Below are 20149 nucleotides of genomic sequence, written 5' to 3'. Positions count from 1 at the left end.
CTTACAGCTCGACGCCTTGGCGGCGTGCCATGATCGCGGTGATGCGTTCGGTCAGCATGCCCTTGAGCAGGATGACGACGAGGCCGACGATGGCGTACCAGATCGCCACCTTAACGTGGTAGCCGGCGACGACGACGCCCTTCTTTTCCAGCTCCAGCAGCGCGACGAGAATGCCGCCCCAGACGAAATACTCGCCGGGATTGATGTGCGGGAACAGCCCGAGCGGCGGGTGCACATAGGACACGGCCGCGTCATAGAAGGCTGGCTTGTGCTTTTCTTCCAGGAACGATCCGAACGTATAGGCCATCGGATTGGTGAGGAAGAACACCGCCAGCAGCGGCAAAAGCGTGTAGCGCGTCAGCGCGATCCGGCCGGCGCCGCGCGCCAGGCCATGCACGCGCTCTTCACCGACCAGTTCGGTGACGGCATAGAAGGCCGTCATCAGCACCACCAGCGTCGGAATGATGCCGGTGACGAAGCCGGCGAAGACCTCGCCACCCTTCTGGAAGATGCCGATGAAGTACTTGCCGATGGCGGTCAGCCAGCCGAGCTGCTCTTCCTGCTGGACGTCCTTCAGCTTTTCCTTGAACTGATCGACGGTGATCGGTCCGCTGTCCGCTTGTGCGAGGACAACGAGATGGTCGGAGGCATGCTCGACAGCGAGCTTGCCATGCAATGCGGCATCCGAAACCATGGCACCTGCGACATGCAGATTGTGCACGGCCATGTCGGCATGCTGCGCCAACAACGAAAATACAGACATTTCTCCTCCTTATGCCACCCGCCGGTTGATCCCAGTCGGTGCGCGGCGTCCTCTATCCCTTTGATTTAGAGCCCGAAATCATCCGGCTCTAAGCCCTTGCTACGTTCAAACCGGACAGGCCCGGCTTCTTCCCCGGCTCCGACCGTGTCTTGTCGATCTGCTCGATCGCCCGTTTCACGGCCTCGGCCACACCGGGTTCCCCCTCCCCCATGATTGCAGGGTTGGACCGGAGTCGATCGAGGGGAACACCCTCGAATTCTTCATGTCTCTTGAACTTGGTGAAGACGGAACGGCCGCTCATCACCATCAGGCGGCGCACGACCAGATCGGGCGTCACTACCACGAGCGCGATGGTGCCCTTGGCCAAGCGGCCGCGAAAATTGCCGGCTCCGACGAAGCCGTCCTTGTACTGGTCGGTGACGCCCCTGAAGACATCCGAATAATGCCGCATCTGCAGCCAGACGCCGAGCGACTGCAGCGCCCACACGATAACCAGCAGAAGCAGTCCCCACTGCCAAATCGCCATTCGGTTCTCCTCCCGAAGCCTCAGTTGAATCGCACCTTGGACCGGCGCGTGACAACAGCAAAGTGAGAACATTTGTTTCCGAGAATGTCAATATGTATGATATTGGCCTCTGAAGCGGTCATCCACAGGGCCGCTGACAGATTTCGGCGGCGGCGCGCTTGTGCTAGGCTGACCGGGAAACAGGATACGAGGAAACATGGACCTGCCCTTCAGGGAAGAACTGGCCTTGATGCCCGATCTTCGCCATCGGCTGCGGCAGTTGCGCTGGTTCCGCGCCACCTTTCGCGGCAGCGCCAAGGTGGTCGCGGACACGTTCGGCGTGCGCTTCGAGATCGACGAGGCCAAGCTCACCAGGGCCTTTCTCGACTGGGTCGAGATCATGGAGGCGCAGAAGCGCTTCGCCGCGATCGACCGCGCCGACTTCATCGTCTTTGCCGCCGGCCTCGTGCTGCGTGAGCTGATAAAACAGGCGCCGGCCAGGGAAATCTCCGGCCTCACGCAGCTGATCGAGACGGAAACGAACGCCGGCACGCTGGAAATCGTCCGCTTCTGGCCAGAGGGTTTCCTCTACACCAACTACTGCGTCTCGGTGATTTCGGCGATCCACGAGCAGGAATTCGGTACGGCACCCGGCATCGACAAATGCGCCGACGATTTGCGCACCTGGTGGTCCTATCGCGAGAATGTGACCGAGATGCCGGCCTATGCGGTGGCTTTCCTCGACCGCTTTCTCGGCGCCGAACCGAACTGGATCACCCCGGATCGCGCGCAGTCCCGGCAAGCCATGCAACGGGCGCTCGGGTCTTCCCGTGCGAGCGATGCGTTGCGCCAGCTTTGAGCCGCTCTTCGCGTCCCCAAAAACGCACGTGCTATTGAACATTTGACTTTTTGCCGATAGCGATGTGCGAAAATTGACTCGAGAGGGAAACGCGTGGCGCGACCAAGGCCTATTATTTTCGATTGCGACGGCGTTCTTGTCGACAGCGAGCCTCTGGCCGCCCGCGCCTATGAGCGCGTCTACGAAAAGCACGGCATGCCCGGCGTCAACACCAGCATCATCGCCCAATGCATCGGCATGAAGCAGTCCGATATCATCGCCAGGATCAAAGATTTGACCGGCCACCAGTTTCCGGCGGCGGCGGACGGCGACATCTGGGCCGAGACCAAGGTGCTGTTCTCGCAGGAATTGAAGCCGACACCGGGAATCACTGCGTTTCTGGATGCGCTCGCGGGCGATCGCTGTGTCGCCTCGTCCTCCTCCGTCGAGCGCATAAACCACAGCCTTGCGGTGACCGGGCTGGCGCGTTTCTTCGGCGATGCGATCTACAGTTCCTCGATGGTCAAGAACGGCAAGCCCGCGCCGGACATCTTCCTCTTCGCGGCGGACAAGATCGGCGCCAATCCCGTTGACTGCATCGTCATCGAGGACTCGCCCTTCGGCATCCAGGGCGCGATCGCCGCCGGCATGACGGCGATCGGCTACACCGGCGGCGGCCATACCTATGCCGAGCACGCCGCGCGGCTGACGGCTGCCGGTGCCGATTTCGTCTGCGCTGACTGGCAAGAAGTTAGCCGGCAATTGGCTAGGTTTGGTGTGCCGGCCTAGTTTAGACGATACTTTGTGAATCCACGGCTGGCCCATTCGCCAGGCGGCACGAGTGAGCCCACACGGAAGTTGAAGGACAGGACCCTCGTCGCATCGGCGTCGACTTCGCATCGGAAATTTAGGTTGTACCAAGCGTTTCTGGTGCTGAAGGCGGCCTGCGGAGGATTGAGAACATTGCCTTTGTCCAGCGTAATGGTTGGCACCCATTTGACCGTATAGTCGGCACTTTGCAGTTCCCGGCTCAGAACATTGCCGCAAAGGGTGGCCACCCGCTGACCGCGCGGCACATTCTCCATGGAGCTTGTAGCGAACGCATTGCCGGTTGCCCCTTGCGAGTAAAGCTTTCTGACGCCCGGAAGGCCGGAATAGATCGGCGATCCTGCAACGTCGTTGTTGGTGGGATTTGACCTTCCAGCATTCCCGATCGGCGCTTTGAAAGCTCTTGCGGGTTTGAACGTCATTGTCTTGGCAGGTTTGGACTTTGCCTTTCCAGTCGAAGCTGGAGGCGCCGGCTTGTCACCGGTCTCAGCCGTCAATGGCTTTGGCGTCACGACGGCTTGCTTTTCGTCAGGTTGCGGTGCGAGTTCTTGTTTGTCCGGCTGCTGTTTGTCGGTGTCCTCGGTCGCCTGCTTTTCCTCGCTTTGCGCGGGCTTTTCGTCCGGCGCAACGGTGGCCGGCTTCTCGTCAGGCTTGCTGGGGTCTGCCTTCTGCTGTGGCGTTGCAGCCGGGGCGGGCTCCGTCGGCGCGGGTGTCGGCGCGACAGGCGGCTTTGCAGCCTCATCCTTGGCCGGCGACGGCGTGTTGGGTTTAGCGCTGCTTCCGTCGAGCGATTTCTCCGGCCCGGTATCTTTCTGGCCGTACTGGAAAACGCGCTTCAGAACCTGGTCGTCTGGCGGTTTCGGCGGCGGCGGCTTTTGTTCAGGCGGCTTTTCAGCCTTCTTTTCAGGTGTCGGTTCCGGCGGCTTTGGAGCAGGTTTCGGCTTGGGCTTCTCGGGCGGCGGCACGATCGCGACATTGACGGGCTGTTCCTGCTGAACCGGCTGCTGCTCGGGTCTCGGCAGGCCATAGATCAGAAACGCTGCGATGAGCGCATGCAGGATCAGCGATGCGGGCAAAGCCCACAGCAAATGCCGCCGCCGTTCTCCTGTTTCGCCCTTCATCCGCACCGATGTGGAATGAAATAGCGGCGGCTTCAAGCATAGGTAGTGGATTGGCTTGATTTAACCGCTGACAGGTTGGTGATCGGATGACGACGCGCAGACCTCAGGTCAGCCAGTTTGCCGCTGGCGCGGGATCCCGTCCAGAAACCGTTCGTCCAGCCGCGTCTCGCCAAGCCAGTTCAGCCGGTTGATGCTGATGAAGCCGGCATCGATCGCGTCGTTCTCGTCGCCCGGCTGGCTGTCGTGAGCCCGCCCGCGCGGCACGGTGATGACCGTGCGGTCGCCGTCGCTCTCCACGATCTCGGCCTTGCGGGCGATCTTGTCGCGACCGATGCGCGGCTGGCGGATTTCGGCCGGCAGCGAGGTCGGCAGGTTGATGCTCAGCCAATGACCCTCAGCGGCCCAGTCGGCGCGCGATTGCCACAGGGACACGATCAGCGCGCCAAGCCATTGGTCGTCGCCATCGGTGAAATCAGGATTTTTCACGCGTGAGAAGCCAATGGCCGGAACGCCCCAGAAAGTCGCCTCCCGCGCGATGCCGAGCGTGCCGGAATAGGCAAGGTCCTCGGCAACGTTGCGGCCATCGTTGACACCCGACAGCACCAGATCTGGCTTCTTCGTATCGGCGAACAACCAGGTCATGGCGCTTACCACGCAATCGGCCGGGGTGCCGGAACAGGCGTACCAGTTCGGTTTGAGGCGCCGCATGGTCAACGGCCGGGCAATCGTCAATGACGAGCCGGCGGCGGTGCGCTTGCCGTCGGGCGCGACCACCCAGACATCGCCGCTCAACGCGCTGGCGGCCGCGACCAGACGGGCAAGCCCCGGCGCTTCGATGCCGTCATCGTTGCAGATCAGAATTCTCATCGTTTTCTTGCCTCCGACACCACTATGTGCTGGCCGGTGCGGCACTGCGTGCGCAGCGACGGGATGTGGGTTTGCAGGTCGCCGAGAAGGTCCGGAGTGCAGGAGTGACCGAGTGCCGCGGGACGGCCGGCCTTCTCCCAGATATCGACATTGCCCGACAGCGTCGGATGGGTCGGCATGCGTACCCAGTCCGCCCGGCCGGCCTTGTGCAACAGATCGCCCGGCGAACCTGACGGCAGATGCCCGGTAAGCAGCACCGGAAAACCGGAATGGTCGGCACGCGGCAAGAGGCGCGACGATGGGCCGGCTTCACCCATGCCGTCATCCGCCAGCAGCGGCATGGACGGCAGGGGATCGGCATCGGTCCAGTCGGCTGCGTCTTGCAGGCGGCGGCGCAGCAACGTTGAAACGCCCGGCAACAGGGCTGCCGTGGCGCCGATCTGCGCTTCCAGGGACGAGCGCATGCCGGCATGGATGGCGAACGGCCCTGGCAAGGCCGCGATCAGCTCCAGCGACCGACCCGAGAGCGGCGTCGGCAAAAGACACCCGCCCGAATGCCTCGCAACCCATTGCGAGATTTCGCGCGCACGCGCCGCCCCCGGCACCGGATCGGCGCCGTAGGAGGCATCGAGGACAAGCAGGTCGCAGTGCGGGATCGTGTCCATGACGAAGACATTGCTGTCCGGCACCACATCGGCGGAATAGGCGACGCGGCTCTCGCCATCCTCCACGGCAAACCAGACGCCGCCCACGACATGCCCGGAGCGTCCCGTCCGGATCGTGAGGTTGCCGCTGTCCAGCGTGTCGCCCGGCTCGAACAATTCGACGCGGTCTTCGGGAAAAGGAAACCGCCTGAAATCCTCGGGCTCAGCATAGCCCGCGAGCGTGGCAGGCGCCTCGTCGCGGGTCTCGGCGGTCATGAAGATCGGACCGGCATAACCGCGCGACAGCAGCCAGCTCAGCGCGCCGATATGATCCTCATGCGCATGCGAGACGAACAGCGCATCGATGTCGGCAACCGAACCATCCAGCGCCGGATAGTAGTCCGCCCCCGAGGCGCCGACCTTGATGCCGACGTCGAGCAGGATGCGATCCTTGCCGCTGCTGACAGCAAGGCTGGTGCGGCCCTTTTCGCCAAAGCCGCCGAGCAGGTCGAGCATCATCACGATGCCGCTCCCGCCGCCGGGATCAGCCAGCCGGAGCGTATCCGCAGGCGTGCCTGGGCTCCGCTCTCCAGCGCGACCGGATCGGGCTGTTCGAAATGCAAGGTGAGGTCGGGATTGGTCGAAGGCGTGAATTCGATGCGCGCCGAGCCACCCTGGTAGATCACCCGCTTGACCAGACCATCGAAGCCGGGGCCATCCGGCGACACGTCGAGATCGGCCGACCGGCAGCAGACCTTTGCCCCGGTTCGCGGCCGCTCGCCTGGCCGGCAGCGGACAATCAGTTCAGCGCCGAGAACGCGGACCTTGCAGTGCCCTCTTTCTTCCGCGCTCAACACATCCGCAGGCAGCAAAATGCCCTGCGAAATGAAGGAAGCCACCATTTCATTTGCCGGCTCATGATAGAGTTCGCGTGGCGTCGCCAGCTGGGCAAGACGCCCGCCATCCATCACCGCGATCCGATCGGCCAGCGCCATCGCCTCGGCCTGGTCATGGGTGATGTAGACGATCGTCGTGCCGGTGCGCTTGTGGAAGGACGCGAACTCGTCCTCCATCGAAGCCCTCAGATGCACGTCGAGATTGGCCAGCGGCTCGTCGAACAGAACCAACGAGGGCGCGGCGACAAGGCAGCGCGCCAATGCCACGCGCTGGCGTTGGCCGCCGGACAGATTGGCCGGCCGACGCTCGCCCAGCCCTTGCAGATTGACCAGGGCGAGTGCGTCTTCAACCTTCTGGCGCGCGACGGCCTTGTCGAGCTGCGCCACCTTCAGCGAATAGCCGATGTTTTCGGCGACCGTCATGTGCGGCCACAGCGCGTAGTTCTGGAAGACGATGCCGACGCGCCGCTTTTCCGGCGCGACGCTGCCGCCCTTGCCCGACACGACCTCGCTGCCGATACGGATCTCGCCTGACGTCACCTTCTCGAATCCGGCAACGAGCCGCAGCAGCGTGGTCTTGCCGCAGCCGGACGGCCCGAGCACTGCCAGGAACTCGCCGTCGCCGACATCGATCGATACGTCCTTGACGGCATCGAAATTGGCGAAGCTCTTGGTCACATTGTCCAGGCTCAATCGCGCCATGGCAGCACTCCGGTCGGAAGGTAGGGGGCAAGCAGATTGGTCACCAGCATCAACAGGAAAGTGACCGCCACAGTGATGACGGACATCGCCGCCGCATAGTTGGAATCGCCGCCCTGCTCGAAGGAAAACATCACGACACCGATCGTCTCCGACCCGGACGACCACAGCAGCGCCGAGACGGTAAGTTCGCTGAGCGCCGTCATGAAGATCAGTAGTCCGCCGGCGATCGCCGCCGGTGCCACCAGGGGAAAGATGATCGTGCGCATGCGCGTGAACAGCCCGGCGCCCGCTACTTGCGCCGCCTCCTCCAGCGCCCGGTCGATCTGGTGATAGCCGCTGATGGTCGGCCGCAGCGCCAGCACCAGGAAACGGGCGAGATAGGCGTAGAGGATGATCCAGACGGTGTTGTAGAGCTGGATGCCGGTGAGCGGGATCGGCCGCAGGAACATGAGCAGCGAGGCGATCGCCAGCACCACGCCGGGCAAAGCATAGGGCAGCTCGACCGACAGATTGAGCAGCCGCACCCAGCGCTGCTTGCCCCATGCGATCAGATAGCCGATCGGCACTGCGACCAGGACCGCGAAGAAGGCCGCCGCGATCGACAGCCAGAAGCTGTTGAAGAAGGCGCGGCTGGCCGCGTCATGCTCGAACAGCACGAAGCGATAATTGTCGAGCGTTGCCGTCTTGGCGGTGAGCGCGATGCCGTAGCCCGGCACCAGCGATGTCAGAACCAGCCCGAACAGCGGCAGGAACAGCACCACGATGATCAGCAGCCACATGCCGGCCTGGACCGTAGGCCGCCAGCGACCGAGTTCATAGGGTTCGGCCGAAAGCGACGTGGAGCTGATGCGATAGTCGCGGCGGCGGCTCATGATCTCCTGGGCAAGGATACCCGCCATGGCGATGATGCCGATCAGCACCGATAGGAATGCGGTTTCGCCGAGCACGGCGGGGCCGCCGCCGGCCAGCTTCTGATAGATCAGCGTCGGCAGCACGAGATAGTTGGCGGGAATGCCGAGAAAGGCCGGAATGCCGAAATTGCCGACGCATGAGACGAAGGCAAGGGCAGCGGCCGCCATGATCGACGGCGTCATCAAGGGCAGCACGATGGTGACCAGCACGGTGAACCAGCCGGCACCGCCCGCCCGCGCGGCTTCGACCAGCTCGCGCGGCAGCTTGCGCAGCCCGGCGCGCACCAACAGGAAAACCAGCGGGCCATACTGCACGCCGAGCAGCAGGATGATGCCCGATGTCGAATAGAGCGGGTTCCTGGTACCGAGCGGCGGTGCCGCCCCGAACAGCTTGAGGAACGGGCTTGCCGGGCCGAACAATTGCAGCCAGGCCAGCGCCGTCACCTGCGGCGCGATCATCAAGGGCATGACGTAACAGAGCACCATGGCGCTGCGAGCGCGGATATCGGTCAGAGTGACGAGGACGGCCACCAGCGTTCCAGACAGCACCGCAAGCAGGGTGCCGCCGATACCGACGACCAGTGTGTGCCAGGTGGCGATCCAGGTCGCCGGACTGGCGAGCCCCGCCTTTATCGCGACGGTCGACAGCGTGCCGCCGGGCGCCACGATCTCCTTGATCAGGCGCAGCATCGGCAGCAGGGAAAGCAGGACGATGACGATGGCTACCGCCGCCGTCAGGACCATTTCCTGGCCCCGGCTTTCCCTGATCCGTGTTGACATGATTGCGTTTCCTGGGGTCGATCAGCCGATGCGATCGGGGTTTTGCCCGTCAGGGATACCGCTGGGACGGCACCCCTGACTGGATTGCCGGCTCAGCCCCCGAACAATTCCGAGAACTTCGCCTTGTCGGCGTCGGTTTTGGCGACGATTGCCTTGGTGTCGAACGGCATCACCTTGACCTTGACGCCTTCCGGCAGCCATTCGGGGCGGCCGACCGAGGCGCGCGCCGGCAGATAGCCCATCGAAAGCGCAAGCTTCTGGCCGTCATCGGAAAGAATGAAGTCGACGAACTTCTTGGCGCCGTCGACATTCCTGGCGGTCTTCATGATGGCGACCGGTTCGGTCACTGCCGGCACACCTTCCGAGGGGAACACGAACTCGACCGGGGAACCCTTCTTCTTGGCGTTCATCGCCATGAAGTCGACCAGGATGCCATAGGGCTTTTCGCCCGATGCCACCGACTTCAGCACCGCACCATTGCCGCGCACGCTGACGGTGTTGTTGGTCTTCAGCTTCTGGAAGAAATCCCAGCCATAATTGGCGTCGCCGACGAAGCCCGAAAGCAGGTAGGCGGCGGCACCCGAATAGAGCGGGCTCGGCATGACCAGGCCATCGGCATAGGCGGGCTTGGCAAGATCGGCCCAATGCTGCGGCTTCTCGGCCGCGGCGGTGTTGTAAACGATGCCGGTGGTGATCAGCTTGCTGCCGAAATAGGTCTTGTCGGCGTCATAGGCATCCGCCTCGATGCCATCGAGCTTTGCCTCGGGATAGGGCAGTAGCCGGTCGTCCTTCTTCAACAGCTCCATCGAGACCGCATCGGCGATCAGAAGCACGTCGGGCTGCGGGCTGCCGGCGGCAAACTCGGCCGCCATCTTGGTGAGGATGTCGCTCGTTCCGGAGCGATAGATATTCACATCGATACCCGGCTGCGCCTTCTTGAAGGCATCCACGGTCTTGGCCGCGTCGGCTTCCGGCTGGGACGTGTAGAGCGTCAGTATTTCGGCGTTTGCCACGCCGGCAAACAAAGTTGCCGCGAGCGCCAGCTGGCTGGCCAGCAGCTTGATGAAGTGCGTCTTCAATGAGACCTCCTGTCTTTCTGTGCATGACCGGTCCGGCTCTGGCCGGCTCCCCGTCTCTTCCTCCCTGCACGGCGCATATGACTGGTGGATGACACAGCGCGTGAAACCCACAAAATATGTTCATATGTACGATGTCAATTACAAATGAACAGAAATGTGCGACAATCGACACGCCGCAGATCCGGCATCAGTTGACATCCGGCCGGTATTTCCTTGATGAGCACCGGTCAGGCCACGGCTCATGAGGGACAGGAACCGATGACCACAGAAAAACCCAGACAGGCTCGCCTGCCGATGGTCTCGTCGGACCTTACCGTCAAGACGGCATGGCTCTACTATGTCGAAGGTTTCACCCAGGAACAGATTGCCGAAAAGCTCGATGTCTCCAGGGTGAAGGTCATGCGTACGCTGGCCTCCTGCACCGCCGAGGGCATTGTCGTCACCATGATCAACGCGCCGACCGCCGGGCAGGTGGCGCTCGAGCGGGGACTGGAAAAGCGCTGGGGTCTGAATGCCGCCGTCGTCATCCCGACGCCTTCGGCGCATGACCATCTGGAGAAAGCCATCGGCCATGCCGTCGCGGCCTATCTCGGCGAGCAGATGCAGGACGGCATGACGCTCGCCATCGGTGGCGGCGCGACCCTGCATGCCAGCCTCGGCTTCCTTGCCCGCCGGCAGTTGAAGCGTGCCTGTGTGGTGGCGCTCGTCGGCAGCCTGCCGCACTCGCAATGGATCAATCCGTCCATCGTTGCCGCCAAGGTAGCCGATGTCTTCGAGGTCGACAGCTACCAGATCACCGCGCCGGTCACGGTCGACAATTCCTCGCTGCGCGATCTCCTCTGGGCGCAGCCGACCCTGCAGGATGTACGCCAACGCGCGGCCGCCGCCGACATCGCGCTGCTCACCGTCGGCGACATGTCGCCCGACGCCACCATCTTCCGGCATGGCATCGTTCCGTCATCGCTGATCGCTCCGTTGAAAGCGAAGGGCGCGGTCGCCAACATGCTGTGCTATTTCGTCGATGCCAATGGCCGTTTGGTGGACCACGAGGTCAACGGGCGTGTCATGGCCATCGATCTCGATGTGGTCGGCCAGGTGCCGAATGTGGTTCTCGCCGCGGGCGGCAAGCGCAAGGTCGCGGCGATCCTCGCCGCACTGAAAGCAGTCGACACCAATGTGCTGATCACTGACAGCGACACCGCCACGGCGCTGCTTGCCAAAGGCGGTTAGATGAGCCCGCGCTCGCGCAAAAAATCCTCGACGCCGACATGGGTCATGGATTCGAATTCGGCGATCGCCTCGGCCACCCGCTTGCGCTGCGCCGCCAACAGTGTGAACACCTGCTTCATCTCGCCGGAAACACCAAAACGGCTCCACCGCTCGGCGATATGCGTGGGCAGACCGATGTCGGCGCAGAACGCGTCCAGACTGTCATAGCCGAGGCTGGCGACGAGCTGCCTGGTCTCCTCCGCCGACATGCGAGGCTCGAAGGCGTGGTCGTGCAGGCGCTGCGCCACCAGCTTGATGTCGGATGGCGACGCACCCATGACCTTGCCGAACAGGGTTTTGACGTCAGATGGGTCGAATGCAGGCATATTTGGCCTCCCTGGATCGCAATCCAGATAGAACATGGGTCAAGGGTCAGCGCCTGACAAGTCGTTTCTGTCGCAAGCCGGCGCATCAGTCGGCGCCGGCTTCTGCTTGGTGGATCAGACCAGCAGGCCCATCGGATTTTCAAGGAGGTTCTTGAAGGCGACCAGCAGTTCGGCACCCAGCGCACCGTCCACGGCGCGGTGGTCGGTCGACAGCGTCACCGACATCATGGTGGCTATTCTGATCTCGCCGTTCTTGACCACTGCCCGCTCCTCGCCGGCGCCGACTGCCAGGATGGTCGCGTGCGGCGGGTTGATGACCGCGGCAAAATCCTTGATGCCGAACATGCCGAGATTGGACACCGCCGTGGTGCCACCCTGATACTCTTCCGGCTTCAGCTTGCGGCTGCGGGCGCGACTGGCGAGGTCCTTCATCTCGTTGGAGATGGTGGACAGCGTCTTTTCGTCGGCTTTGCGGATGATCGGTGTGATCAGCCCGCCGGGGATCGACACGGCAACGCCGACATCGGCGTGCCTGTGCTTGACCATGGCGCTTTCGGTCCACGAGGCATTGGCATCGGGCACCGCCTTCAGCGCCATCGCCATCGCCTTGATGACCATATCGTTGACCGACAGCTTATAGGCCGGAGCATCACCCGTGTCGGTCTTCTTCACCGGGGCTGCCGCATTGATCTGCGTGCGCAGCGCCAGCAGCGCATCGAGCTCGCAGTCGAGCGTCAGGTAGAAATGCGGAATGGTGGTCTTGGCCTCGACCAGGCGGCGCGCAATGGTCTTGCGCATATTGTCATGCGGGACGAGGTCGTAGGAGCCCTGTTCGAACAGTTTCAGCACCTGATCGTCCGACATCGCCTTTACCGGCGCGGCAGGAGCAGCAGCGGGCACGCCAGCCGGAGCCTTGGCGGCAGGCGCCGCCTGGGCGCCGCCACCGGCAATCGCCGCGTCGACATCCGCCCTCACCACCCGGCCATGCGGACCGGTGCCAGATATGGTCGAGAGGTTCAGGCCGGCCTCACGGGCCAGGCGCCGGGCAAGCGGTGTTGCACGGCCGGCCGATGGCGATTGGCCGATCTCCGCCCTTGTGGGGGAGATGCCAAGTGGCGGCAAAGAGGGCAGGGCAGAGGGGTGCGTGACAGAATGAGACGTTGGCGCGACAGCGCCCCCCTCTGTCGACTTCGTCGACATCTCCCCCGCGGGTATGGAGATTGGCGCGACGTCCTGCTTTGCCGCAGCAGCATCAGCCCCATAGGCCTCACCGTCGACATAGATCCACGCCACGGCAGCGCCGACCGCAATATCGACACCCTCTTTGCCGGTGACATCGCGCAGGACGCCGCTGGCCGGCGCATCGATTTCCATCGCCGCCTTGTCGGTCTCGATCTCGAACAGCACATCGCCCTTCTTGACGTGCGCGCCCTCCTCGGCAAACCAGCGCGAGATCTGTCCGGTCGCCATGTCCATGTCGACCTTGGGAAGAATGACTTCGGTCGGCATGGGCTAGCGGACCCCTTTCACGAGGTCGCGCGCGGCGGTGATGATGTCCGGAATTTGCGGCACCGTCGCCTTCTCGAGTTCCGGATTGTAGGGGATCGGCGTTTCGGCGCCGCCCAGCCGCACGATCGGCGCGTCGAGATAGTCGAACGCTTCGCTCTCGGCGATCATGGCGCTGACCTCGGCGCCGATGCCCAGCGTCTTGACCGCTTCGTAGACGCATAGCAGCCGCGACGTCTTCTTGACGCTGTCGATGACGGTCTGCTTGTCCATCGGCCGGATGGTCCGGAGATCGACGACTTCGACGTCGATGCCTTCGCTCTCCAGCACGGCCGCCGCGTCGAGCGCCTTCTGCACCATGATCGAGGTGGCGACGATGGTGAGATCCCGGCCCTCGCGGCGGATATCTGCCTTGCCGATCGGCACGGTATAATAGCCTTCGGGCACCGGTCCCTTCATCTTGTAGAGCAGCTTGTGCTCGAAGATCATGACCGGATCGGGATCGGCGACCGCCGCCAAAAGCATGCCCTTGGCATCATAGGGGGTCGCCGGCTGGATGACTTTCAGACCCGGCACATGGCCGAGCCAGGCTTCGAGGCTCTGGCTGTGCTGAGCCGCCGCACCGGTGCCGGAACCGGCGGGAAAGCGCATCACCACGGGAACAGAAACCTCGCCGCCCAGCATGAAGCGCATCTTGGCCGCCTGGTTGACAATCTGCTCCATGGCAAGCGTGGCGAAATCGGAAAACTGGAACTCGAAGATCGGCCGCATGCCGGTGAGCGCAGCGCCCACCGCGACACCCGCGCCGCCCAGTTCCGAAATCGGCGTGTCGATGACGCGGTCAGCGCCGTAACGTTCGACCAGGTCGCCGGTGACCTGGAAGGCGCCGCCATAGACGCCGATATCCTCGCCCATCAGGAAAACGCGTTCGTCCATGTCCATGGCGATCGCCATGGCTTCCTGGATCGCCTGGGCGTAGCTCAGTTCACGCACCATCGCGTCCATCACGCCTGCTCCGTATACACGTAATTTCCCGTCTCGCTGATATCGGGCGATGGGCTCGCCTTGGCGAACTCGATGCCCTCGGCGATCTCTTGCGCCACGGCATCGCGAATGGCCTCGATGCCCTTGTCGTCGATGAAGCCGAATTCCCTGAGCTCGCTTTCGAACAGGGTGATCGGATCGCGGTTCGACATCCAGTCCTCGATCTCTTCCTTGGTGCGATAGCGGTTGCGGTCGCTCTTGGAATGGCCGCGATGGCGATAGGTCTTGGACTCGATCAGCGTCGGTCCCTCGCCGGCGCGGGCTCGGGCAACAGCCTGATGAGACGCCTCGGCGACCTCGGAGAAGATGTTGCCGTTGACGATGACGCCCGGCATCGAATAGGCGGCGGCGCGCTCGGCGATGTTCTTGACCGCGGTCGAGCGGGCTGTCGATGTCGACATGCCGTAGCCATTGTTCTCGCAGACGAAAATGACAGGCAGCTTCCAGACCGCCGCCATGTTGAGCGCCTCGTGGAAAGCGCCTTCATTGTTGGCGCCATCGCCGAAGAACGAGACCACGACTTTGCCGGTCTTCATCATCTTGGAGGACAATGCCGCCCCCACGGCGATCGGGATACCACCACCGACGATGCCATTGGCGCCGAGATTGCCCTTGCCGACATCGGCGATGTGCATCGAGCCGCCACGGCCCTTGCAGTAGCCTGTGGTCTTGCCGAAGAACTCGGCGAACATGCGCTTGACCTCGGCGCCCTTGGCAATGCAGTGGCCGTGACCGCGATGCGTCGAGGTGATCTGGTCATCCTCGGCAAGCGGCATGCAGATGCCCATGGCGCTGGCTTCCTGGCCGATCGACAAATGCATGGTGCCATGGATGAGGCCGCGCGTGTAGCACTCCTCCGCGCCCTCTTCGAAGCGGCGGATCAGGTACATCTTGTGGAGCACCTGCTTGAGCTGCTCGGCGCTGTACTGGCGGTAGACGAAGGGCAGATTGGCGCGACTGTCAGTGACGGCTTTGCTGGCTGTGGCCATGATCACGCTCCCCCGGTCCCATAGACGAGCTTGTCCTGGCGAGCGCGCAGTTCGGCGATCTTGGAGCCCGCCGCGGGCGCTGCATTCGCGTAGGTTATGAGTTCGCCCTTCTTGATCGGCGCGGTGACCGAGCCGCCCTGCAGCAGGCCGCAGGGAATGGCCTTGGCAGCGCGCGCCTCAGGCGTCGTCATGATCCAGGCGCGGTAGCAATATTCGCCGATCGCATCGAGCTTCTCGCCGGGCTTCATGTCCTTCTTGGCCATGGCGGCGACTTCGGCCACCGGCTTTGCCAGCGGCACCATGTCGGCCTTGCCGTAGAGCACGACGCGCGCGCAGGTCAGCGGCACCTCGAGCGAGGTCAGGTGATAGGGACGATGGAAAGTGAAATACGGGCCTTTGCCCATCTTCAGATCTTCCATGCGCTCGGAGATGCGCGGATGCGACATGTCGGCAACGACGAAGACGCCGGGCGCGACACCCTTGCCGATCGAATAGTCGACGACGCCGACCTTCGACAGAACGCCGCCATCCTTCTGCGGCACCAGCACCTTGGACAGTTCGCCAAGCGTCGCCGCCGGGCCATGCATGCCGGCCTTGTCTGGAACCAGGCCGGTGGCATTGGCGATTGCCGCCATCTCGACCATGGTCTTGGAGCCGTCGACGAATTCGACCAGCATGCGGACATTCATGTGCCGGCGCTTGGCTTCCTCCTCATAGTCCGGGGGAATAGCGTCGATGTTGAGCGGATTGTTCTTGCCCTTGCCGGCGGCAACGATCGGGTGACCCATGGCCGAGACGAACTCGATCAGCTCCATGCAGGAGGACGGCTCATCGCCGGCGCCCAGTGAATAGGTGACGCCGAGCCGGTCGGCCTCGCTTTTCAGATAGGCGCCGATGGTGACGTCGGCCTCGACATTCATCATCACCAGATGCTTGCCATGTTCCATGGCGCGCAGCCCGATCTCGGCGCCAACGGCGGGAACCCCGGTGGCGTCGATGACGACATCGATCAGATCATTGTTGATGACAAGGTCGGCGTCGTTGGTGACCGCGACCTTGCCGGCTTCCATCGCCGACGTCATAGCCGAAGCATTCGACACTTCGCGCGCATGCCCGGTTTCCTGGAAAGCGATATCGACGGCCTTGCTGGCAGCCGGCAGGTTCAGTTCGGAAATGGCGCCGATCTCGATGCCCGACATATGGGCGACACGAGTGACGATGTCGGTTCCCATCTCGCCCGAGCCGATCAGGCCGATGCGGATAGGCTTGCCCGACTTTGCGCGTTCCTCGAGATCGCGGGCAAGACCCGTCAACGAAACATTGGAAGCCATACCGCTCGTTCCTCCCATAATGCAGGCTTGTTCGATTGCCTGACGGGTATTGAACATCTGTATTTCTGTCAAGACTAATGTCCATATTCCCGTGCTTTTTGGACACTTTCACCGTAGTCCGGCGGGACGAGAAAGAGGCTGGGAAACCCGATGCCGCGCAGTCGCCGTCAGTGCGCGGATGGGCATCGGTTGGGATCGTTCAGTTCAGCAACGGCGCAGCCTGTTGCGCTGCCGTGCAATAGGCCGGCACATGCGACTGGCGGCATCTTGGCCCTCGCGGGAAGTCTTGCTCAGTGTCCCGCTAAGCCTGCCGGAGACGGGCAACCCGCCGCGTCGATCGGAAAATCATGGAAATGCACGACCACGGCATCCGCATCGATTAAGATCACGGCATAGGCGGGTGCTTTTCTGCCAGCGCCCAGCGGCACCAGCAGGCAAACGGAACGCTTGGATTATCCTCTACTGTGCCGTCCAGCCGCCATCCATCGGCAAGGTGGTGCCGGTGACCTGCCTGGCCGCGTCCGAACACAGGAACAGCGTCAGCGCGGCGAGCTCGTCGACGGTGACGAATTCCTTGGTCGGCTGGGCGGCGAGCAGCACATCGTGCTTGACCTGTTCCTCGGTCATGCCGCGCGCCTTCATCGTGTCGGGAATCTGCCTTTCGACCAGCGGCGTCCAGACATAGCCCGGCGCGATCGCATTGACGGTGACGCCGTCGAGCGCTGCTTCGAGCGCTACCGTCTTGGTGAGGCCCGCAATGCCGTGCTTGGCCGACACATAGGCCGACTTGAACGGCGAGGCGACCAGCGCATGCGCCGAGGCGGTGTTGATGATACGGCCCCATTTGCGCGTCTTCATGCCCGGCAGTGCCGCCTTGATGGCGTAGAACGCGGCGAGCAGATTGATGCGGATGATGGCTTCCCACTTGTCATCGGGAAACTCCTCGATCGGCGCGACATGCTGGATGCCGGCATTGTTGACCAGGATATCGAGACTGCCGAAGGCAGCCTCGGCCTCACGCACCATGGCGCTGACCGCCGCGCCATCCATCATGTTGGCACCGGAATAGCGGCACTTGACGCCGAAATCCCTCTCGATGCCGGTGCGCTCCTGCTCGATGGCAGCCGCATCGCCAAGGCCGTTGATGGTGACATTGGCGCCTTCGGCGGCAAAGGCGCGGGCGATGGCCAGGCCGATGCCGCTGGTCGAGCCGGTGACGAGGGCGTTCTTCGAAGACAGGAAACCCATGATGATCTCGCAAGAGGTGGGAGGGAACGAACGGGGCCGCCTTTGTGCGCCGCACCATGACAGTGCCATAGCCATATGTCGGTGCGATTACAGGATTGAGACGGCCGTCGACAGGCCTCTTGGGCGGCTGTCCGGCGGCTGACACGGCACTGTCATGGTGCCGTGCAACATAATCCGGAGCGCATTGGCGCAGTCATTCCTGAACCAAAATGGGGCTACAGCCTTGCAGATCGCCGATGTCGTGAAGCGCGCCTATGCGATGCCGCTGACCAACCCCTCCTTTCCCCCCGGGCCGTACCGTTTCTTCAACCGCGAATACGTCATCATCACCTACCGCACGACGCGCGAGGCGCTAGAGGCTGTCGTGCCGGAGCCGCTGGAGATCGACGAGCCGCTGGTCAAATACGAATTCATCCGCATGCCTGACTCGACCGGTTTCGGCGACTACACCGAGACCGGCCAGGTCATCCCGGTGCGCTACAAGGGCCAGCACGGCGCCTACGTCCATTCGATGTATCTCGACGACGACGCGCCGATCGCCGGCGGCCGCGAACTGTGGGGCTTTCCCAAGAAGCTTGCCAATCCCAAGATCGTGCATGAAGGCGAGGTCATCGTCGGCACGCTGCACTATGGCAGCGTTCTGTGCGCCACCGGCACGATGGGCTACAAGCACAAGAAAGCCGATCACGGCTCTGTCCTCGCTTCGCTGGCCGCGCCCAATTTCCTGATCAAGATCGTCCCGCATGTCGACGGCACGCCGCGCATCTGCGAACTGGTCCGCTACCACCTCACCGACATCACGCTGAAGGAAGCCTGGACTGCGCCCGCCGCACTCGATTTGCGGCCGCACGTCATGGCCGACGTGGCGCGGCTGCCGGTGCTCGACATCGTATCCGCCGTCCACTTCACCGCCGATCTGACGCTTGGGCTGGGCGAAGTGGTTCACGATTATCTCGCCGACCGCACCTGAGCTGCACAAGCCTTTCAGAGCCCAAACAGAAGTCGGAGACCAAAGCCGTGCTCGAACGCAATCGCAACAAGGAGGCCACCGCCACCATCGCGGAGATCTCGGCGCAGTATGACCGCGTCGCGCTGGTGTTTCAGGGAGGCGGCGCGCTCGGCGCCTACCAGGCTGGGGTGTACCAGGCATTGGCAGAGGCCGGCTGCGAGCCGAGCTGGCTTTCCGGCGTGTCGATCGGCGCCATCAATGCGGCGATCATCGCCGGCAATGAATCGAGCCGCCGGCTGCAGCGCCTCGAGCAATTCTGGCAGACGATTTCGGGTCGCAAGATCTGGGCCTATACGCCGGAAGGCGACATCTACCGTGATATCCGCAATCGCACCAGTTCGTGGATGACCATGGTCATGGGGCAGCCGGGCTTCTTCAAGCCGCGCAATCCTAACCCCTGGATGGAGCAGCCCGGCGCCGAGGGCGCCACCAGCTTCTACGACACGGCCGAGCTGAAGGAGACGCTGCAAAGCCTGATCGATTTCGACATCCTCAACGACGGCAAGAAGCGGTTGAGCGTCGGCGCGGTCAACGTCCGGACCGGCAACTTCGTCTATTTCGACACCGACAAGGTCCGCATCGAACCGGAGCACATCATGGCCAGCGGCGCGCTGCCGCCGGCGTTCCCGTCGATCCGCATCGAAGGCGAATATTACTGGGACGGCGGCATCGTCTCCAACACGCCGCTGCAATATCTGCTCGACCAGGAAGAGGACCGTTCCTCGCTGGTTTTCCAGGTCGACCTGTTCAGCGCGCGAGGCGTCCTGCCGCGCAGCATGCCGGACGTGCTGTCGCGCCACAAGGACATCATGTATTCGAGCCGCACACGGCAAAACACTGACAATTTCAAACGCATCCACGGTCTCAAGATGCGCCTGCTCGATGCACTGAAACGGGTGCCGAAGGAGTTGCGGACGCCGGCCGAGGAAGCGCTGATCGAGGACTATTCGGACGCCGGCACCGTCAACATCGTGCACCTGATCTATCAGCACAAGGGCTATGAGGGTCACGCCAAGGACTATGAGTTCTCAGGCACCTCGATGCGCGAGCATTGGGAGACAGGGTTGGAGGACACGCAGCGCACCTTGCGCCATCGTGAGTGGCTGACGATGCCGACCAATGTCGACGGTGTGGCCATCCATGACCTGCATCGCGAAGACCCGACGTAGCCAGGCCGGGTATGCCCAACGGTTCAGCGTTGTTGGCCAGGATTCGTTTGAACGGCCATCGCCGACGCTCGAGATTGGCCGACGCCTCCAAACTTCGTCATCCCTGGGCGAAGCAGGAGCGAAGCTCCGTCGCGGAGACCCTGGGATCCATGCCGTGACCTTTGCCACGGAGTGCAGCGGAGCAGAATTCTGCACCGCGGCAACGCTCAGGAGTCGCGGCATGTATCCTATGGTCTGCGCCGCGTCGCTTCGCTCCCTGCTCCGCCACAGGATGACGAAGCGAAAGGCGTTTCGGCCAATTTCCTAGGCATGTTCCACGTCAAC

19 protein-coding genes are annotated in these 20149 nt (G+C 63.0%); 5 read left to right on the top strand and 14 right to left on the bottom strand.

Going from position 1 to position 20149, the window contains the following annotated elements; all coding sequences use genetic code 11:
- Window position 1: 1 nt before the first annotated feature.
- On the bottom strand, window positions 2-763 hold the full coding sequence (locus tag A9K65_RS07565; RefSeq protein ID WP_013529328.1) for a PTS glucitol/sorbitol transporter subunit IIC: 762 nt from the start codon (window positions 761-763) through the stop codon (window positions 2-4).
- 88 nt (window positions 764-851) lie between these two features.
- Complete coding sequence (locus tag A9K65_RS07560; RefSeq protein WP_013529327.1) at window positions 852-1289, bottom strand: transcriptional regulator GutM; 438 nt, start codon at window positions 1287-1289, stop codon at window positions 852-854.
- Between the two features lie 196 nt (window positions 1290-1485).
- On the opposite strand from A9K65_RS07560, the gene A9K65_RS07555 reads away from it, so the two are divergent.
- Complete coding sequence (locus A9K65_RS07555; protein WP_064993095.1) at window positions 1486-2127, top strand: hypothetical protein; 642 nt, start codon at window positions 1486-1488, stop codon at window positions 2125-2127.
- A gap of 93 nt (window positions 2128-2220) precedes the next feature.
- Window positions 2221-2895, top strand: a complete 675-nt coding sequence (locus A9K65_RS07550; protein WP_027162940.1) for an HAD family phosphatase — start codon at window positions 2221-2223, stop codon at window positions 2893-2895.
- Here A9K65_RS07550 and A9K65_RS07545 read toward each other — a convergent pair.
- The 6 genes from A9K65_RS07545 to A9K65_RS07520 form a co-directional block, all read right to left on the bottom strand.
- On the bottom strand, window positions 2892-4055 hold the full coding sequence (locus A9K65_RS07545) for a DUF930 domain-containing protein (RefSeq protein WP_024503714.1): 1164 nt from the start codon (window positions 4053-4055) through the stop codon (window positions 2892-2894). The genes A9K65_RS07550 and A9K65_RS07545 overlap by 4 nt on opposite strands.
- A 108-nt stretch (window positions 4056-4163) precedes the next feature.
- Window positions 4164-4922 carry a 5'/3'-nucleotidase SurE gene (locus A9K65_RS07540; RefSeq protein ID WP_027162942.1) on the bottom strand — a complete coding sequence of 253 codons (759 nt, stop codon included), beginning with the start codon at window positions 4920-4922 and terminating at the stop codon, window positions 4164-4166.
- Window positions 4919-6085, bottom strand: coding sequence for an MBL fold metallo-hydrolase (locus tag A9K65_RS07535; RefSeq protein ID WP_064993096.1), 1167 nt, complete (start codon window positions 6083-6085; stop codon window positions 4919-4921). The genes A9K65_RS07540 and A9K65_RS07535 overlap by 4 nt, the downstream gene beginning before the upstream one ends.
- Window positions 6085-7164 carry an ABC transporter ATP-binding protein gene (locus A9K65_RS07530; RefSeq protein WP_064993097.1) on the bottom strand — a complete coding sequence of 360 codons (1080 nt, stop codon included), beginning with the start codon at window positions 7162-7164 and terminating at the stop codon, window positions 6085-6087. The genes A9K65_RS07535 and A9K65_RS07530 overlap by 1 nt, the downstream gene beginning before the upstream one ends.
- Window positions 7152-8855, bottom strand: a complete 1704-nt coding sequence (locus tag A9K65_RS07525; protein ID WP_063169128.1) for an iron ABC transporter permease — start codon at window positions 8853-8855, stop codon at window positions 7152-7154. Before A9K65_RS07525 ends, A9K65_RS07530 begins: the two co-directional genes overlap by 13 nt.
- A 92-nt stretch (window positions 8856-8947) precedes the next feature.
- Window positions 8948-9934, bottom strand: coding sequence for an ABC transporter substrate-binding protein (locus tag A9K65_RS07520; RefSeq protein ID WP_064993098.1), 987 nt, complete (start codon window positions 9932-9934; stop codon window positions 8948-8950).
- 258 nt (window positions 9935-10192) lie between these two features.
- Here A9K65_RS07520 and A9K65_RS07515 point away from each other — a divergent pair, with 258 nt between their 5' ends.
- Window positions 10193-11164: a sugar-binding domain-containing protein gene (locus tag A9K65_RS07515; RefSeq protein WP_064993113.1), complete on the top strand. Its 972-nt coding sequence runs from the start codon at window positions 10193-10195 to the stop codon at window positions 11162-11164.
- Here the strand turns inward: A9K65_RS07515 and A9K65_RS07510 are convergent.
- The 6 genes from A9K65_RS07510 to A9K65_RS07485 form a co-directional block, all read right to left on the bottom strand.
- On the bottom strand, window positions 11161-11529 hold the full coding sequence (locus A9K65_RS07510) for a hypothetical protein (RefSeq protein ID WP_013529317.1): 369 nt from the start codon (window positions 11527-11529) through the stop codon (window positions 11161-11163). The genes A9K65_RS07515 and A9K65_RS07510 overlap by 4 nt on opposite strands.
- Window positions 11530-11643: 114 nt before the next feature.
- On the bottom strand, window positions 11644-13038 hold the full coding sequence (locus A9K65_RS07505; protein ID WP_086081293.1) for a pyruvate dehydrogenase complex dihydrolipoamide acetyltransferase: 1395 nt from the start codon (window positions 13036-13038) through the stop codon (window positions 11644-11646).
- Window positions 13039-13041: 3 nt separating this feature from the next.
- A complete protein-coding gene (locus A9K65_RS07500; protein ID WP_027163140.1) occupies window positions 13042-14040 on the bottom strand; it encodes an alpha-ketoacid dehydrogenase subunit beta in 999 nt (332 codons plus the stop codon).
- Entirely contained in the window at window positions 14040-15068 is a 1029-nt protein-coding gene (locus A9K65_RS07495) for a thiamine pyrophosphate-dependent dehydrogenase E1 component subunit alpha (protein ID WP_063169131.1), read from the bottom strand. The genes A9K65_RS07500 and A9K65_RS07495 overlap by 1 nt, the downstream gene beginning before the upstream one ends.
- A 2-nt stretch (window positions 15069-15070) precedes the next feature.
- Window positions 15071-16399 (bottom strand): NAD(P)H-dependent oxidoreductase, encoded by a 1329-nt coding sequence (locus tag A9K65_RS07490; protein WP_064993236.1) that lies wholly within the window; start codon window positions 16397-16399, stop codon window positions 15071-15073.
- Between the two features lie 459 nt (window positions 16400-16858).
- The gene (locus A9K65_RS07485; RefSeq protein ID WP_027163142.1) at window positions 16859-17647 is read right to left on the bottom strand and encodes a 3-hydroxybutyrate dehydrogenase; all 789 of its coding nucleotides are present in this window, start codon (window positions 17645-17647) and stop codon (window positions 16859-16861) included.
- A gap of 223 nt (window positions 17648-17870) precedes the next feature.
- Here A9K65_RS07485 and A9K65_RS07480 point away from each other — a divergent pair, with 223 nt between their 5' ends.
- Both A9K65_RS07480 and A9K65_RS07475 read left to right on the top strand, forming a co-directional pair.
- Window positions 17871-18617 (top strand): acetoacetate decarboxylase, encoded by a 747-nt coding sequence (locus A9K65_RS07480; protein WP_063169133.1) that lies wholly within the window; start codon window positions 17871-17873, stop codon window positions 18615-18617.
- 47 nt (window positions 18618-18664) lie between these two features.
- Complete coding sequence (locus A9K65_RS07475; RefSeq protein ID WP_024503027.1) at window positions 18665-19825, top strand: patatin-like phospholipase family protein; 1161 nt, start codon at window positions 18665-18667, stop codon at window positions 19823-19825.
- Window positions 19826-20149: the final 324 nt, after the last annotated feature.

It is taken from the genome of Mesorhizobium sp. WSM1497 (genome assembly GCF_001672455.2).
Classification (GTDB): domain Bacteria; phylum Pseudomonadota; class Alphaproteobacteria; order Rhizobiales; family Rhizobiaceae; genus Mesorhizobium; species Mesorhizobium ciceri.
The sequence above is the reverse complement of the archived record's forward strand: the minus strand, read 5'-3'. Positions and strand labels throughout refer to the sequence as shown.